The organism is Streptomyces sp. NPDC091387, from assembly GCF_044756945.1.
In the GTDB taxonomy this organism is placed as follows: Bacteria; Actinomycetota; Actinomycetes; order Streptomycetales; family Streptomycetaceae; genus Streptomyces.
Genome location: NZ_JBIVTZ010000004.1, coordinates 408167 through 426794, shown reverse-complemented (window position 1 = coordinate 426794; position 18628 = coordinate 408167). Strand labels below are relative to the sequence as shown.

Annotated in this window: 2 protein-coding genes; both read left to right on the top strand. The window is 71.3% G+C overall.

The window, feature by feature from the left end; genetic code table 11:
• The first annotated feature begins 26 nt into the window (after positions 1–26).
• Complete coding sequence (locus tag ACIQM0_RS11300) at positions 27–11381, top strand: amino acid adenylation domain-containing protein (protein WP_401285747.1); 11355 nt, start codon at positions 27–29, stop codon at positions 11379–11381.
• On the top strand, positions 11378–18466 hold the full coding sequence (locus ACIQM0_RS11295) for an amino acid adenylation domain-containing protein (protein WP_401285746.1): 7089 nt from the start codon (positions 11378–11380) through the stop codon (positions 18464–18466). Before ACIQM0_RS11300 ends, ACIQM0_RS11295 begins: the two co-directional genes overlap by 4 nt.
• Positions 18467–18628 lie beyond the last annotated feature (162 nt).

The window sequence follows — 18628 nt, the reverse complement described above, 5'->3', positions numbered from 1 at the left end:
ATCCGAGCTACCAAGAAGGTGTCGAGATGTCCCAGCCGCAAGCAGACCCAGCCCTCATCCTCGGCGTCGGCGTCCCCGCGCACGTCGCCACGTACAACGACACGGCCGAGGACCTTCCCGAGGGGAGCCTGCACACGCTCTTCGCCGCGCAGGCCGCCCGCACCCCGCAGGCCGTCGCCCTCGTCCGCGAGGACCGCAGCCTCACCTACCGGGAGCTGGACAGTGCGGCCAACGCACTCGCACACCGGCTCGTCACCGACGGCGTACAGCCCGGCGACGCCGTCGGCCTCCTCTTCGACCGCTCGTTCGCCTACGTCATCACGGTCCTCGCCGTGCTGAAGAGCGGCGGCGTCTACGTACCCCTCGACCCTCGCCAGACCGAGGAGCGGCTCAGCTGGATCCTCGGCAACACCGGCGCCACCCTCCTGGTGACCGACCGCGAGGCCGGAGAGACGGACTTCGCCGCGGACCTGCCCACCCTGCGGCTCGACGACCACAGCGCCACGGCCGGCAGCGCGCCCACGGCACCCGACATCACGGTCCACCCCGACCAGCCGCTGTACATCATGTTCACCTCCGGCTCCAGCGGCACCCCCAAGGGCGTCGTCAACACCCACCGCAACGTCGTCGAACTGGCCCTGGACCCCGGCTTCGGCGCCGCCGCCCACGAGCGGGTGCTCGCCTACTCGCCCCTGCCCTTCGACTCCTCCACCTACGAACTGTGGGTTCCCCTGCTGCGCGGCGGACTGGCCGTCGTCCTGTCCGCCCCGAAGATCGACATCGGTGAACTCGCCGAGGCCATCACCCGTCACAGGGTGACCGCCGCCTACTTCACCACCGCCCTCTTCGACGCCATGGCCAGCGAGGCGATCGACGGGCTGAGGCAGCTGCGCGAGATCTGGACCGGCGGCGACGTCCTGTCCGGCGTCGCCCTCCAACGAGCCCTCGACCAATGCCCGGACACCACATTCGTGCACGTCTACGGCCCCACAGAGGCGACCGTCTTCTGCAGCTACCAGACCTTCACCCCCGAGGTGCGCACCCTCGACCGGCTCCACCTCGGCATCCCGATGGCGAACACCGCCATGTACGTCCTGGACGCCGAACTGCGCCACACCGCCCCCGGCGAGGCCGGTGAACTCTACGTCGCGGGACCGCACCTCGCCCAGGGTTACGGACGGCTGCCGGCCATGACCGCCGAGCGGTTCACCGCCGACCCGTACGGACCCGCCGGCAGCCGCATGTACCGCACCGGCGACCTGGCCGCGTGGAACGAGCACGGCGAGGTCGTCTTCCTGGGCCGCGCCGACCAGCAGGTCAAGCTCCGCGGCAACCGCATCGAACTCGGCGAGATCGAGACCGTGCTCGTCCGCCACCCCTCCGTCGCCCAGGCCGCGGTCATCGTCCGCGAGGACCGGCCCGGCGACAAGCGCCTGGTGGCCTACGCCGTACCCGCCGAGCCAGGCGTCCTGGACGGCGCGGAACTCCTGCGCCACGTGGGCGAACACCTCGTCGAGTACATGGTCCCCTCGGCCGTCGTCCCGCTGGGCACCCTGCCGCTGACCCCGAACGGCAAGCTGGACCGGCGCGCACTGCCCGCACCCCGACTCGGCGCGACACCCAACGGCCGGGCCCCGCGCAACCCCGTCGAGGAGGTTCTCTGCGGGCTCTTCGCCCACTCCCTCGGCCTGCCGTCGATCGGCATCGACGACGACTTCTTCGCCGTCGGCGGCCACTCCCTGCTCGCCACCCGGCTGGTCAGCCGGGTGCGCACCGTCCTCGACGTCCAGCTGACCCTGCGGCAGTTCTTCGAGTACCCGACCGTGGCCCTGCTCGCCGGATACGTCGCCACCGGCGGCGGCGAGTCCGCCCGCCCCGCCCTGACAGCCCAGGAGCGGCCGGAGCCGCTGCCCCTCTCGGCGGCCCAGCAGCGGCTCTGGTTCCTCGACCAGCTGGAGGGCCCGTCCGCGACGTACAACATCCCGCTCGCCGTCCGGGTACGGGGCCAACTCGACGTAAGCGCACTCGAATCGGCGTTCAGGGATGTCGCCGGACGGCACGAGAGCCTGCGCACCGTGTTCGGCCAGGCCGACGGCCGGACCTACCAGCGGATCCTGCCGGCCGACAGCGTCCGCGTCGAACTGCCGGTCACCCCGGCCACCGAGGACACCGTCGCCGCGCTGCTCACCTCCGAGTCCGAGCGCATCTTCGACCTGGCGGCCGATCTGCCTTTCCGCGCAAGGCTGTTCAGCCTCGGCGAGCAGGAGTACGTACTCCTGGTGGTCATGCACCACATCGTCTCCGACGGCTGGTCCTACCAGCCGCTCATGCGCGACCTGAGCACCGCGTACGCGACCCGGGCGCGCGGTGAGCGCCCCGCATGGGACCCGCTGCCCGCCCAGTACGCGGACTACGCCCTCTGGCACCGCGGCATACTCGGTGACCCCGCGGACCAGGAGAGCGTCGCCGCGCACCAGATCGACTACTGGAAGCGGGCGTTGGCCGAGCTCCCGGAGGAAGTCACCCTGCCCGCCGACCGGCAGCGGCCGGCCGTCGCCTCCTACCGCGGCGCCACTCACACCGTGCACTGCGCAGAGGCAGTCCACACCCGGCTCGCGGAACTGGCGAGCGAGTCGGGCGCCTCGGTGTTCATGGTGGCCCAGGCGGCGGTGTCGACCCTGCTGTCGCGTTCCGGCGCCGGGCACGACATCCCCCTCGGCTCACCGATCGCCGGCCGTACGGACCAGGCGCTCGACGACCTCATCGGGTTCTTCGTCAACACACTCGTGCTCCGGACCGACACCAGTGGTGACCCGAGCTTCCGGGAGCTGCTGACCCGGGTCCGGGAGACCGACCTCGCCGCATGGGGGAACCAAGACCTGCCGTTCGACCGGCTGGTGGAGGCGCTCAACCCCGAGCGCACCACCGCCCGGCACCCGCTGTTCCAGGTGATGCTGACGCTGACCGACGCGGACACACCCACACTCGTCGCCGACGACCTGGATACCGAGTCGGAGTTCACCTGGCTGCGATGCGCCAAGTTCGACGTGACGTTCTCGTTCGCGGAGCATCGTGGGGTGGATGGTCGGCCGGGTGGGCTGGACATCACGATCGAGTATGCGACGGATTTGTATGACGCGCGGTCGGTGGAGTTGGCGGGTGAGCGTCTGGTGCGGTTGTTGGGTGCTGCGGCGGCAGAGCCGGATGTGCCGGTGGGTGAGCTGGAGTTGTTGTCGGGGGATGAGCGTGGGGTGTTGTTGGGGGAGTGGGTTGGTGAGGTGACCGGTTCGCCGGGTGCGGGGCTTGCGCAGCTTTTTGCGGCGCAGGTGGCGCGGACGCCGGATGCGGTGGCGGTGGTGGGTGAGGGGCGTGAGTTCTCCTACCGTGAGGTGGATGTGCTGGCCAATCGTGCGGCGCGTGTGCTGATCGGTGAGGGTGTGCGGCCGGGTGGTCGGGTGGCGTTGTTCCTGGAGCGTTCGGTGAGTGCTGTGGTGACGACGTTGGCCGTGGTGAAGGCGGGTGCGGTGTATGTGCCGCTGGATACGCGTTATCCGGCGGAGCGGGTGGAGTTGATTGTTGGTGGGTCGGGTGTGTCGCATGTGGTGACGGACCGTGGTGCGGGTTCGTTGGTGGTGCCGGCGGGGGTGCGGGTGTTGGGGCCGGTGGGGGGTGGTGAGGGTGATGCGTCGGATCCGTTGGTTGCGGTGCATGTGGATCAGCCGGTGTACGCGATGTTCACGTCGGGTTCGACGGGGGTGCCGAAGGGCGTCGCGGTCACGCATCGCAATGTCGCGGATCTGGCCGCGCAGACGATGTACGCGAACGGTGGTCATGGGCGGGTGCTGTTCCACTCGGCGATGGCGTTCGACGCCTCCACCTACGAGATGTGGGTGCCGTGGCTCAACGGCGGCACGCTTGTCGTCGCGCCCGCAGGACACCTCGACGCAGCCGCGTACGAAGGACTGATCGCCGAGCACGGGATCACGGCCCTCTGGCTGACCGCAGGACTCTTCCGGGTGATGGCGGAGGAAGTACCCGAGGCGTTTGCCGGGGTGTGCGAGGTGTGGGCGGGTGGTGATGTGGTTCCGCCGGAGGCGGTGCGCCGGGTGATGGAGCGTTGCCCGGAGGTCACCGTGGTCAATGGTTACGGTCCGACGGAGACGACGACGTTCGCCACCACGCACCGTATTCACCGGCCTCTGGATTACGCGGGTGCGATTCCCATCGGGGAGCCCTTGGACAATCACCGGGCGTATGTGCTGGACGAGGGTCTGCGGCTCGTCGCGCCGGGTGTTCCGGGCGAGTTGTACATCGCGGGTGCCGGCCTGGCGCAGGGCTACCTCGACCGCCCCGCGCTGACCGCGGACCGTTTCGTGGCCGATCCGTACGGTCCTTCCGGGACGCGGATGTACCGCACCGGCGACCTCGTCCGCTGGAACCACGAAGGCTCCCTCGAATACCTGGGCCGGGCCGACCAGCAGATCAAGCTCCGCGGCTTCCGCATCGAACTCGGCGAGATCGAGACGGCTTTGGCCGCCCACGAGAGCGTGGGTCAGGCGACCGTCGTCGTCCGGGAGGACCGGCCCGGCGACAAACGCCTCGTCGCCTACCTCGTCGCCGCCGACGGAGTACGGATCGACACCGAGTCCGTGCGCCGCGCCATGGCCGGCATCCTCCCCGAGTACATGGTCCCGTCCGCCTTCGTCGTCCTCGACGAGATTCCGCTCACCGTCAACGGCAAGGTCGACCGACGTGCCCTGCCCGCACCGCAGTTGAGTGGCGAGGCCGCCGGGCGCGCGCCCCGGGGGCCGGGCGAGGAGGTCCTGTGCGGCCTCTTCGCGGAGGTCCTCGGACTGACCTCGGTCACCATCGACGACCACTTCTTCCACCTCGGCGGGCACTCGCTCCTCGCCACCCGCCTCATCAGCCGCATCCGGCAGGCCTTCGGCGTCCAGATCACGGTCAGGGACCTCTTCCAGGGCCCGACAGTCGCGGCTCTGGCCGAGTACGTCGAAGCGGGCGGCGAGGAGACCGCGCAGCGCCCCGCCCTGCGGGAGGCCGTGCGCCCGGAGCGGGTGCCGCTCTCCTCGGCGCAGCAGCGCCTCTGGTTCCTCCACCACCTGGAGGGACCGTCCGCGACGTACAACATCCCGCTGTCCCTGCGCCTCACGGGCGCACTCGACACGGACGCGCTCCAACTCGCGCTCACCGACCTGGTGGTGCGCCACGAGTCGCTGCGCACCCTCTTCGGGATGGCGGACGACGCCGCCTACCAGTGGCAGCTCCCGGCGGCCGAGGTCCGGGTGGAACTGCCCGTCATCGCGACGTCCGGGGACACGCTGGAGGCCGAGCTCGCCGACCACGCCGCGCGGAGCTTCGCTCTCGAATCCGAACTGCCCGTCCGTGCAGCCCTGTTCGCCCTCGGGGCCGAGGAGCACGTCCTGCTGGTGGTGATGCACCACATCGCCTCCGACGGCTGGTCCACCACCCCGCTGCTGCGGGACCTCACGGCCGCCTACACGGCGCGCACCCAGGGCGCCGCCCCCGCGTGGGAGCCGCTGCCGGTCCAGTACGCCGACTACACCCTCTGGCAGCAGGAACTGCTCGCGGCGGACGGGGAGCGGCAGGCGGAGTTCTGGCGCGCCACGCTGGACGGGCTGCCCGACGAGGCCACCCTGCCGGCCGACCGCCCACGCCCGGCGGTGGCCACCTACCGCGGCACCACCCACGGCGTTCACGTCGCCGCGGAGCTGCACGCCGGGCTGACCCGGCTGGCCCGCGAGACCGGCAGCACCCTGTTCATGGTGGCGCAGGCCGCCGTCGCCACCGCGCTGTCCCGCTCCGGCGCCGGGGAGGACATCCCGATCGGCGCCCCGATCGCCGGCCGCTCGGAGCAGTCCCTCGACGACCTGGTCGGCTTCTTCGTCAACACCCTCGTGCTGCGCACGGATCTCACGGGCGACCCGAGCTTCCGCGAACTGCTGACCCGGGTCCGGGAAGCCGATCTTGCCGCCTGGGCCCATCAGGACCTGCCCTTCGACCGGCTGGTGGAGGCACTCAACCCCGAGCGTTCCACCGCCCGCCACCCGCTCTTCCAGGTGGTCCTCACCCTTCAGGAGGCGCTCACCCCCTCCGTCGAACTCCCTGGAATATCAGCCGAGTCGGGCTTCACTTCGCTGGACATCTCCAAGTTCGACCTGACCTTCTCCTTCCACGAGCACCGCACCGTGGACGGCAGCCCGGACGGTCTGGACATCAGGGTCGAGTACGCCACCGACCTGTACGACGCCGGCACCGTCGAGGCAGTCACCGACCGGCTGGTCCGGCTGCTGGGCGACGCCGTCGAACGCCCCGAAATCCCCGTCGGGGAGCTGGAGTTCATCGGCCCTGACGAGCGACACCAGCTGCTGGAGGGCTGGAACGGAGGGGTCACCGGCTCCTCCGACGCCGGTCTCGCGGAGCTGTTCGCCGCGCAGGCCGCCCGCACCCCGGACGCGATCGCCCTGGTCGACGGCAACCGCGAGCTGACGTACGCGGAGCTGGACGCGGACGCCAACCGGCTGGCCCGCCACCTCGTGGGCCTCGGCGTCCGGCCGGAGAGCGTCGTCGCCGTCCTGATGGAGCGGTCGGCGGACCTGCTCACCGGGCTCCTCGCGGTCGTCAAGGCCGGAGGCGTCTACGCCCCGCTCAACACCGCGGACCCCGACACCCGCCTGCTGCGGATCCTCGCCGAGACCGGGGCGCCGGTCCTGCTCACCGACAAGGTACTGGCCGATCACCCGGTCGTGGCCCGGACCACCGCGCGGACCGTCGTGCTCGACGGCACCGAGGGCTTCGCCCACCTCCCGTCGACGCAGCCGGCCCCGCCGGCCCATCCCGACCAGTGGCTGTACGTGATGTTCACGTCGGGTTCGACGGGGGTGCCGAAGGGCGTCGCGGTCACCCACCGCAATGTCGCGGACCTGGCCGCCCAGACCATGTACGCGAACGGCAGCCACACCCGGGTGCTCTTCCACTCACCGCACACCTTCGACGCCTCGACGCACGAGATCTGGGTGCCGTGGCTGAACGGGGGCACGGTCGTGGTCGCGCCCCCGGGCTACCTCGACCCCGGGACCCTCGGCGGGCTGCTGACCGAGCGCGGAATCAGCTCGCTGTGGCTGACGGCCGGGTTGTTCCGGGTGATGGCGGAGGAGGCTCCGGAGGCGTTCGCCGGGGTGCGTGAGGTGTGGGCGGGCGGTGACGTCGTTCCGCCGGAGGCGGTACGCCGGGTCATGGACCGCTGCCCGGACGTCACCGTCGTCAACGGTTACGGTCCGACGGAGACCACGACCTTCGCCACCACGCACCGCGTCCACCGGCCCCTCGACTACGCGGGCGCCATCCCGATCGGGGAGCCCCTCGACAACCACCGCGTCTACGTGGTGGACGAGGGCCTGCGGCTCGTGCCTCCGGGTACCCCCGGCGAGCTGTACATCGCCGGTGCCGGTCTCGCCCGTGGCTACCTCGGCCGGCCGGGCATGACGGCGGAGCGCTTCGTCGCAGACCCGTTCGGTCCGCCCGGTACGCGGATGTACCGGACGGGCGACCTGGTCCGGTGGAACATCGAGGGCTCCGTCGAGTACCTGGGGCGGGCCGACCAGCAGGTCAAGCTCCGCGGCTTCCGTATCGAACTGGGCGAGATCGAGACGGCGTTGGCCGCCCACGAGAGCGTGGGTCAGGCGACCGTCGTCGTCCGGGAGGACCGGCCCGGCGACAAGCGCCTCGCCGCGTACCTCGTCGCCACCGAAGGCGCCCGGATCGACGTGGCGGAGCTGCGGGGGCACGTCTCGGCCGCCCTGCCCGAATACATGGTCCCGGCCGCCTTCGTCGTCCTCGACGAGATCCCGCTCACCGTCAACGGCAAGGTCGACCGACGCGCCCTGCCCGCACCCCAGGTCGCCCACGCCACCAACGGGCGGGCACCACGCACACCGCAGGAAGAAGTGCTCTGCGGTCTCTTCGCGGCCGTGCTCGGACTGCCGTCGGTCACCATCGACGACCACTTCTTCCACCGGGGCGGCCACTCGGTGCTCGGCACCCGGCTGATCAGCCGCATCCGGCGGGCGTTCGGCGTCCAGCTCGGCGTGAAGGACCTGTTCCGCAACCCGACGGTGCTCGCCCTCTCGGAGTGCGTCACCGCGGGCAGCGGCGAACTGCCGCGGCCGGCGCTGATGCCGGAGGAGCGGCCGGAGCGTGTTCCGCTCTCCTCAGCCCAGCAGCGCCTGTGGTTCCTCGATCAGATGGAGGGCCCCTCCGCCACCTACAACATCCCCCTGGCCCTGCGGCTCAAGGGCGCCCTCGACCAGCGGGCCCTCGCTCTGGCCCTCACCGACCTCACCACCCGGCACGAAGGCCTGCGCACCGTTTTCCCCACCCACGAGGGCACCCCCCACCAGCACGTCCTGCCCCCGGCCACCACCGACCTGCCCCTCATCAGCACCACCGAGGACGCCCTCACCGCACAACTGGCCGACCTCTCCGCGGCCACCTTCGATCTGGCCGTCCAGCCCCCCATCCGCACGCATCTGCTCTCGCTCGGCGAGCAGGAGCACATCCTGCTGGTGGTCATCCACCACATCGCCTCCGACGGCTGGTCCAACGGTCCGCTCTTCCGTGACCTCGCCACCGCCTACGAGGCCCGCGCCGAGGGCGCAGCCCCCGCGTGGGAGCCGCTGCCGGTCCAGTACGCCGACTACTCCCTCTGGCAGCAACGCCTCCTGGGAAGCGACGAGGAGCGCCAACTCGACTACTGGCGCTCGGCACTGGCCGAGCTGCCGGAGGAGGCCACGTTGCCGGCCGACCGGCCCAGGCCGGCCACCGCGTCCAACCGGGGCACCACGCACACCGTGCACTGCCCGCCCGCCCTGCACGACTCGCTCACCTCGCTGGCCCAGGACACCGGCAGCACGCTGTTCATGGTGGCCCAGGCGGCGGTGTCGACCCTGCTGTCGCGTTCCGGCGCCGGGCACGACATCCCCCTCGGCTCACCCGTCGCCGGCCGTACGGACCAGGCGCTCGACGACCTCATCGGGTTCTTCGTCAACACACTCGTGCTCCGGACCGACACCAGTGGTGACCCGAGCTTCCGGGAGCTGCTGACCCGGGTCCGGGAGACCGACCTCGCCGCATGGAGCCACCAGGACCTGCCGTTCGACCGGCTGGTCGAAGCACTCAACCCCGAGCGCACCACAGCCCGGCACCCCCTCTTCCAGGTCATGCTCACCGTCGGCGACATGTCGGCCGAGGCGCCCGAACTTCCGGGACTGGAAGCGGCGTACGAGTTCTCCAAGGTGGAGATCGCCAAGTTCGACCTGACCTTCGGCTTCGCGGAGCATCGTGGGGTGGATGGTCGGCCGGGTGGGCTGGACATCACGATCGAGTATGCGACGGATTTGTATGACGCGCGGTCGGTGGAGTTGGCGGGTGAGCGTCTGGTGCGGTTGTTGGGTGCTGCGGCGGCAGAGCCGGATGTGCCTTTGGGTGAGCTGGAGTTGTTGTCGGGGGATGAGCGTGGGGTGTTGTTGGGGGAGTGGGTTGGTGAGGTGACCGGTTCGCCGGGTGCGGGGCTTGCGCAGCTTTTTGCGGCGCAGGTGGCGCGGACGCCGGATGCGGTGGCGGTGGTGGGTGAGGGGCGTGAGTTCTCCTACCGTGAGGTGGATGTGCTGGCCAATCGTGCGGCGCGTGTGCTGATCGGTGAGGGTGTGCGGCCGGGTGGCCGGGTGGCGTTGTTCCTGGAGCGTTCGGTGAGTGCTGTGGTGACGACGTTGGCCGTGGTGAAGGCGGGTGCGGTGTACGTACCGCTGGACACCCGATATCCCTCGGAGCGGGTGGAGTTGATTGTTGGTGGGTCGGGTGTGTCGCATGTGGTGACGGACCGTGGTGCGGGTTCGTTGGTGGTGCCGGCGGGGGTGCGGGTGTTGGGGCCGGTGGGGGGTGGTGAGGGTGATGCGTCGGATCCGTTGGTTGCGGTGCATGTGGATCAGCCGGTGTACGCGATGTTCACGTCGGGTTCGACGGGGGTGCCGAAGGGCGTCGCGGTCACGCATCGCAATGTCGCGGACCTGGCCGCGCAGACGATGTACGCGAACGGTGGTCATGGGCGGGTGCTGTTCCACTCGGCGATGGCGTTCGACGCCTCCACCTACGAGATGTGGGTGCCGTGGCTCAACGGCGGCACGCTTGTCGTCGCCCCCGCAGGACACCTCGACGCAGCCGCGTACGAAGGACTGATCGCCGAGCACGGGATCACGGCCCTCTGGCTGACCGCAGGACTCTTCCGGGTGATGGCGGAGGAAGTACCCGAGGCGTTTGCCGGGGTGCGTGAGGTGTGGGCGGGTGGTGATGTGGTTCCGCCGGAGGCGGTGCGCCGGGTGATGGAGCGTTGCCCGGAGGTCACCGTGGTCAATGGTTACGGTCCGACGGAGACGACGACGTTCGCCACCACGCACCGTATTCACCGGCCTCTGGATTACGCGGGTGCGATTCCCATCGGGGAGCCCTTGGACAATCACCGGGCGTATGTGCTGGACGAGGGTCTGCGGCTCGTCGCGCCGGGTGTTCCGGGCGAGTTGTACATCGCGGGTGCCGGCCTGGCGCAGGGCTACCTCGACCGCCCCGCGCTGACGGCGGACCGTTTCGTGGCCGATCCGTACGGTCCTTCCGGGACGCGGATGTACCGCACCGGCGACCTCGTCCGCTGGAACCACGAAGGCTCCCTCGAATACCTGGGCCGGGCCGACCAGCAGATCAAGCTCCGCGGCTTCCGCATCGAACCGGGCGAGATCGAGACCGCCCTCGTCGGACAGCCGGGCGTGACCCAGGCCACCGTCGTCGTCCGGGAGGACCGGCCCGGCGACAAACGCCTCGTCGCCTACCTCACCGCGGCCGACGGAGCACGGATCGAACCCGGGGACGTACAGCGACAGATGTCCGGGCTGCTGCCCGAGTACATGGTCCCGTCCGCCTTCGTCGTCCTCGACGAGATCCCGCTCACCGTCAACGGCAAGGTCGACCGACGCGCCCTGCCCGCACCGCAGATCGTCAACGACGCCACCGGGCGCGCACCGCGCACCGCCAAGGAAGAAGTCCTGTGCGGACTCTTCGCGGAGGTCCTCGGACTGACCTCGGTCACCATCGACGACCACTTCTTCCACCTCGGCGGGCACTCGCTCCTCGCCACCCGGCTCGCGGGCCGGATCCGCACCGTACTCGGGGTCGAACTCTCCGTGGCGACCCTCTTCGAAAACCCGATCGTGGCCACGCTCGTCGAGAAGCTCGACGGCGCCGCGGCCGCGCGGCCCAAACTTCGGCCGATGCGCCGGATGGGAGTGACCAAGTGATCCCCTTGTCCTTCGCCCAGCAGCGGCTGTGGTTCATCGCCCAGATGGAAGGGCCCTCGACCACCTACAACATCCCGCTCGCCGTCCGGCTGAACGGCGAACTCGACAGCCTGGCGCTCCACTCGGCGCTCCTGGACCTCGTCGGCAGACACGAGAGCCTGCGCACCCTCTTTCCCGACCAGGACGGCACCCCGTATCAGCGCATCCTCGCCGAGGAAGAGGTGGAGCTCCCGCTCGAGGTCGTCCCGGCCGACACCGCGACGCTGCCGGCCGTCCTCGCGGAGGAGTCCGCCCAGGTCTTCCACCTCGCGTTGGACCTGCCCGTCCGGGCCCGCCTCATCGCCCTCGGCGCGCAGGAACACGTCCTGCTCATCGTCATGCACCACATCGTGTCGGACGGCGGTTCGACCGCGCCCCTGCTCCAGGACCTCGCCACCGCCTACGAGGCGCGGGTCCGGGGCCACGCCCCCGCCTGGGAGCCGCTGCCGGTCCAGTACGCCGACTACACCCTCTGGCAGCAGGAACTGCTCGGCGAGGGCGACGACCCGGAGAGCGCCGGATCGCGTCAACTCGACTTCTGGAAGCAGGCGCTGGCGGACCTGCCGGAGGAGGGGACGCTGCCGGCCGACCGTCCGCGCCCCGCCTCTGCCTCGTACGTGGGCGCCACCTGCGACGCCCGGCTGCCCGCCGGTGCCCACACCGCGCTGACTCAGCTGGCGCGGGAATCCGGTGCCACCCTGTTCATGGCCGTCCAGGCCGCCGTCGCGACCGCCCTCTCGCGCTCCGGCGCCGGCCTCGACATAGCGATCGGCTCCCCGGTGTCGGGGCGCATCGACGAAGCACTCGACGGGCTGGTCGGCTTCTTCGTCAACACCCTGGTGCTGCGGACGGACGTCACGGGCGACCCGAGCTTCCGTGAACTGCTGTCCAGGGTCCGCAAGACGGATCTGGCCGCCTGGGACAACCAGGACCTGCCCTTCGACCGGCTGGTCGAGGTACTGAACCCCGAGCGCTCCGCCTCCCGTCACCCGCTCTTCCAGGTGATGCTGACCATGGGCGAGGCCGGTTCCGACGTCATCGGGTTCCCGGGGCTCGACGCCCGGACCGAGTACAGCGCCCTGCAGATCGCCAAGTTCGACCTGACGTTCGGCTTCGCCGAGCACCGCACCCGCGACGGCCGCCCGGACGGCCTGGACATCACCATCGAGTACGCCACCGACCTCTACGACGCCCGGACGATCGAGGCGCTCATGGCACGGCTGATCCGCCTCCTGGAAGCCGTCGTCACCTCGCCAGAGACCCCGCTGTCCGTCCTCGACCTGCTCGGCGAGCACGAGCGGCGGCTGCTCCTGGAGGAGCGGAGCGGCGCCGCCACCGGCTCGTCCGGGAAGAGCCTGGCCGAGCTGTTCGCCGCACAGGCCGCCCGCACCCCCGACGCGATAGCCCTCGTGGACGAGGACGGCGACCTGACATTCGCCGAACTCGACGAGGTCACCAACCGGCTGGCCCACCACCTCGTCGGCCTCGGGATCCGGCAGCACGACGTCGTCGCCGTCCTGATGGAGCGCTCGGCCGACCTGCTCACCGCTCTGCTCGCCGTCGTCAAGGCCGGGGCCGTGTACGCCCCGCTGAACACCACCGACCCCGACAGCCGGCTCGTCCGGATCCTCGCCGACACGCAGGCTCCGGTCCTGCTCACCGACCGGGCCCTGGCGGACCACCAGGTCGTCCTGGACGCCGACGCGCAGGTCGTCGTCCTGGGCGGCGCCACCGACCTCGGCCACTTTCCCGCCACCGCTCCGGCGTACGCCATCCACCCCGACCAGCCCGTCTACGCGATGTTCACGTCGGGTTCGACGGGGGTGCCGAAGGGCGTCGCGGTCACCCACCGCAATGTCGCGGACCTGGCCGCCCAGACCATGTACGCGAACGGCAGCCACCGGCGCGTGCTGTTCCACTCACCGGCCGCCTTCGACGCCTCGACGTACGAGATCTGGGTGCCGTGGCTGAACGGCCGCACGGTCGTGGTCGCACCGCGCGGCCACCTCGCCCCGGCCGACTACCAGCGGCTGCTGGCCGAGCACCGCATCACCTCGCTCTGGCTGACCGCGGGACTCTTCCGCGTGATGGCGGAGGAGGCGCCCGAGGCGTTCGCCGGGGTGAGCGAGGTGTGGGCGGGCGGTGACGTCGTTCCGCCGGAGGCGGTACGCCGGGTCATGGACCGCTGCCCGGACGTCACCGTCGTCAACGGTTACGGTCCGACGGAGACCACGACCTTCGCCACCACGCACCGCGTCCACCGGCCCCTCGACTACGCGGGTGCCATCCCGATCGGGGAGCCCCTCGACAACCACCGTCTCTACGTCCTCGACGCCGCCCTTCAGCTCGCCGCCCCCGGCGCTCCCGGCGAGCTGTACATCGCCGGCGCCGGCCTGGCGCAGGGATACCTCAACCGCGCCTCGCTGACGGCGGAGCGCTTCGTCGCGGACCCGTTCGGTCCGCCCGGTACGCGGATGTACCGGACGGGCGACCTGGTCCGGTGGAACCTCCAGGGCTCCGTCGAGTACCTGGGGCGGGCCGACCAGCAGGTCAAGCTCCGCGGCTTCCGTATCGAACTGGGCGAGATCGAGACGGCGTTGGCCGCCCACGAGAGCGTGGGTCAGGCGACCGTAGTCGTCCGGGAGGACCGGCCCGGCGACAAACGCCTCGCCGCGTACCTCGTCGCCACCGAAGGCGCCCGGATCGACACCGACGCCGTGCACCGCGAGATCTCCGTCGCACTCCCGGAGTACATGGTCCCGGCCGCCTTCGTCGTCCTCGATGAGATCCCCCTCACCACCAACGGCAAGGTCGACCGACGCGCCCTGCCCGCACCCCTGCTGAGCGCCGACGCCGGGGGCCGCCCGCCCAGGACGCCCGCGGAGGAAGTCCTGTGCGGTCTCTTCGCGGCCGTGCTCGGACTGCCGTCGGTCACCATCGACGACCACTTCTTCCGGCGCGGCGGGCACTCCTTGCTCGCCACCCGGCTCGTCAGCCGCATCCGCGCCGTGTGGGACACCGAGATCACCATCCGGGACCTCTTCCAGTACGCGACCGTCGCGCAACTGGCCGAGCGGATCGCGGCCGAGGGCAGCGGGGAGCGGCGGCCGGCACTGATGCCTCAGGAGCGGCCGGAGCGCGTACCGCTCTCCTCCGCCCAGCAGCGGCTGTGGTTCCTCGACCAGATGGAGGGCCCCTCCGCCACCTACAACATCCCCCTGGCCCTGCGGCTCAAGGGAGGCCTCGACCAGCGGGCCCTCGCCCTGGCCCTCACCGACCTCACCACCCGGCACGAAGGCCTGCGCACCGTCTTCCCCACCCACCAGAACATCCCGTACCAGCACGTCCTGCCCCCGACCACCACCGACCTGCCCCTCATCAGCACCACTGAGGACGCGCTCACGGAACGCCTGGCCGCCGAGGCCGGCCGGACCTTCGACCTGTCGGCCGAGACCCCGTACCGGGCGAAGCTGCTGAAGCTCGGAGCCGAGGACCACGTACTCCTGCTCGTGATCCACCACATCGCCTCCGACGGCTGGTCGAACGGTCCGCTCTTCCGTGACCTCGCCACCGCCTACGCGGCCCGCGCCGAGGGCGCCGCCCCCGCCTGGGAGCCGCTGCCGGTCCAGTACGCCGACTACTCCCTCTGGCAGCAACGCCTCCTGGAGCGGGACGAGGAGCGCCAACTCGGCCACTGGCGCGAGGTGCTCGCCGACCTGCCGGAGGAGGCCACACTCCCCACCGACCACGCCCGCCCCGCCGTCGCCTCCAACCGGGGGCGCACCCACGCCGTGCACTGCCCCGCCGAACTGCACACCGCCCTGATGTCGCTGGCCCAGGACACCGGGACCACGTTCTTCATGGTGGCCCAGGCGGCCGTCGCGACGCTGCTCGCGCGGTCCGGTGCCGGGCACGACATCCCGCTCGGCTCACCCGTCGCCGGCCGCACCGACCAGAAGCTCGACGACCTCGTCGGCTTCTTCGTCAACACCCTGGTCCTGCGCACCGACACCAGCGGAGACCCGACCTTCCGGGAGCTGCTGACCCGCGTCCGGGAGACCGACCTCGCCGCCTGGGCCCACCAGGACCTGCCCTTCGACCGGCTGGTCGAAGCACTCAACCCCGAGCGCACCACCGCCCGGCACCCCCTCTTCCAGATCATGCTCACCGTCGGGGACACCAGCAACGAGGCCCCCCGGCTCGCCGGACTGGAGAGCGAGTTCGCCGCCCCGCCGGTCTCCGTCGCGAAGTTCGACCTCACCTTCGCCTTCGCCGAGCACCGCACCGCGGACGGGCGCCCCGACGGCCTCGACATCCTCATCGAGTACACCACCGACCTCTACGAGGCACGCACCGTCGAGGCCACGGCGGACCGCCTGGTCCGGCTCCTCACCGGGGCCGTGGCCAGCCCCGATCTGCCGCTGGCGGAACTGGAGACGGTCTCCGAGGACGAGCGGGCCCGGCTGCGCGAGTGGAGTGGCGCACCGTCACCGGCGCCCGCCCTGGGGCTCGACGGACTCTTCACCGAACAGGCCGCCCGCACCCCGCACTCGGTGGCGCTGGTCCACGAGGAGCAGCGGGTGACGTACCAGGAGCTGGACATCTGGTCCAACCGGCTGGCCCGCCACCTGACCTCGCGCGGCGTCACCCCGGGCAGCGTCGTCGCCATCCACCTGGAGCGTTCACCGCAGCTCATCGCCTCCCTGCTCGCCGCCCTGAAGGCCGGGGCCGGATACACCCTGCTCGACCCGCAGTTCCCGGCCGACCGGCTGAACACCGTGCTCGGGCAGACCGGTCCGTCGGCGCTGGTCACCCAGGCCCACCTGACGGCCCTGTCGACCCCGGCCACCCTCGTCGACCTGACCGCGGAGATCCCCGCGATCAGCGGCCTGCCCGGGACACCGGTGGAGACGGGCGGGCACCCCGAATCCCTCGCCTGCGTGATGTTCACCTCCGGGTCGACCGGACTCCCCAAGGGCGTCGCCGCCTCGCACCGAGCCCTGGCCGCCACCTTCATCGGCCCCGACTACCTGGACTTCGGACCGGAACAGACCTATCTGCAGAGCTCGCCCGTCTCCTGGGACGCCTTCGCCCTGGAGGTGTTCGGACCGCTCCTGCACGGCGGCGTCTGCGTCCTGCAGCCCGGCCAGCACACCGACCCGCACCAGATCGCGGAGCTCGTCGAGCGGCACGGCGTCACCACCCTCCAGATGTCGGCGAGCCTGTTCAACCACATGCTCGACGAGCACCCGGTGGTCTTCTCCCGGATCAAGGAGGCGATGACCGCCGGTGAGGCGGCCTCGCCCGCCCACACCGCCAAGGCGCTCGCCGACCACCCCCACCTCCACCTGGTCAACGGCTACGGACCGGCCGAGAGCATGGGCTTCACCACCGCCCACGTCCTCACCCGGCCGGCGCCCGCCATTCCGATCGGACGGCCCATCACCGGCAAGCACGCCTACGTGCTCGACGAGAACCTCCGGCAGCTGCCGCCGGGCGTCCCCGGCGAGCTCTACGTCGCCGGGCACGGCCTCGCCCACGGCTACATCGGGCAGCCCGCACTGAGCGCGGAACGCTTCGTCGCCGACCCGCACGGCGCGCCCGGCTCCCGGATGTACCGGACCGGCGACCTGGCCCGCTGGAGCCAGGACGGGGCACTGGAGTATTTCGGCCGGGCCGACCAGCAGATCAAGTTGCGGGGATTCCGCATCGAGCCGGGCGAGATCGAATCGGCACTGCTGCGGCACCCCTCCCTCGCGCAGGCGGCGGTGCTGATCCGGGAGGACCGGCCCGGTGACAAGCGCCTGGTGGCATACGTGGTGCCCACCGAGGGCAGCGGCCGGCCCGACGTGTCCGAGCTGCGCCGGCACGCGGTCGCGGCGCTGCCCGAGTACATGGTTCCGGCGACGATCGTGCCCCTGGACGCACTGCCCCTGACCGTCAACGGCAAGCTCGACCGGCCCGCCCTGCCCGAACCGCCACAGGCCGGCACCGGCGGCGGCCGGGCACCGCGCACCCCGGCGGAGGAAGTCCTGTGCGGCCTCTTCGCCGCCACCCTCGGGGTGCAGTCGGTCACCATCGACGACCACTTCTTCCAACTGGGCGGCCACTCCCTGCTCGCCACCCGGCTGATCGGCCGGATCCGCGGCATCTGGGAGACCCGCGTCACCATCCGGGACCTCTTCCAGTACCCGACGCCCGCACTGCTCGCCGAGCACATCGCCTCCGACACGAGCGGCGACCCGATGGAGACGCTGCTGCCGATCCGCGCCGCGGGCCCCGCCGCCACCGAGGCCCCGCTGTTCTGCGTCCACGCGATCTCCGGGATGAGCTGGTCCTACGCCGGACTGCTCCGGCACATCGGCGGACAGCGGCCGCTGATCGGCCTGCAGGCCAGGGAGTTGACGAGTCCGGCGGACCGGCCGGCCGGCATCGAGGAGATGGCCGACAGCTATGTGGCCGAGATCCGCTCGGTCCAGGCCCACGGCCCGTACCACCTGCTCGGCTGGTCGTTCGGCGGTCTCGTGGCACACGCCATCGCGGCCCGGCTGGAGGAGCAGGGCGAGGAAGTGGCGCTCCTGGCGCTGCTCGACTCCTACCCGCTGCCCGACGGGTTCCGGCCACCCGCCGTCACCGGCCGCGAGGTCCTGACCGCCCTGCTCGGGGACCGCGGCGCCGAACTCGACGTACGGTGCGCCGACAGCGCCCCGGACGCGGCGGAGCTGGCCGCCGTGCTGCGCGCCGAGGACGCGATCCTGGGCGCGCTGGAACCGGCCCAGGCCGCCGCGGTCGTCGCCGCCACGGCCGGGAACCTGGAGATGCGCTACCGGTACGTTCCGCAGCGGCGGTTCGGCGGCGACACGGTGTTCTTCAACGCCGCCCGCACACCCGCCGCGGCGACCGGCGCCGACTCCTGGGCACCCCATGTCCTGGGCCGGGTCGAGGAGTACGACATCGACTGCGAGCACTGGGACATGACCACCGCCGAGCCCCTGCGCGAGATCGGAAAGGTGCTGGCGGACGAGTTGCGCGGCGTGCGCCACTGATCCTCACGACACGGCCCAGGTGCCCGGGACCGCCACCACGGCGGACCCGGGCACCTGCGCGTTCCCGGCCGGCCGCGGCCCCCCAAATTGCCCGCGGGCTGCCGCTCTTGCCGCCGGGCGGCAGGTTCCGGCCTGCATAGCGTGAACCCATCCGCAGGCCAT

Coding starts and splice junctions, on each gene's coding strand:
- ACIQM0_RS11300 (WP_401285747.1), top strand. CDS start 27: ATGTCCCAGCCGCAAGCAGACCCAGCCCTCATCCTCGGCGTCGGCGTC.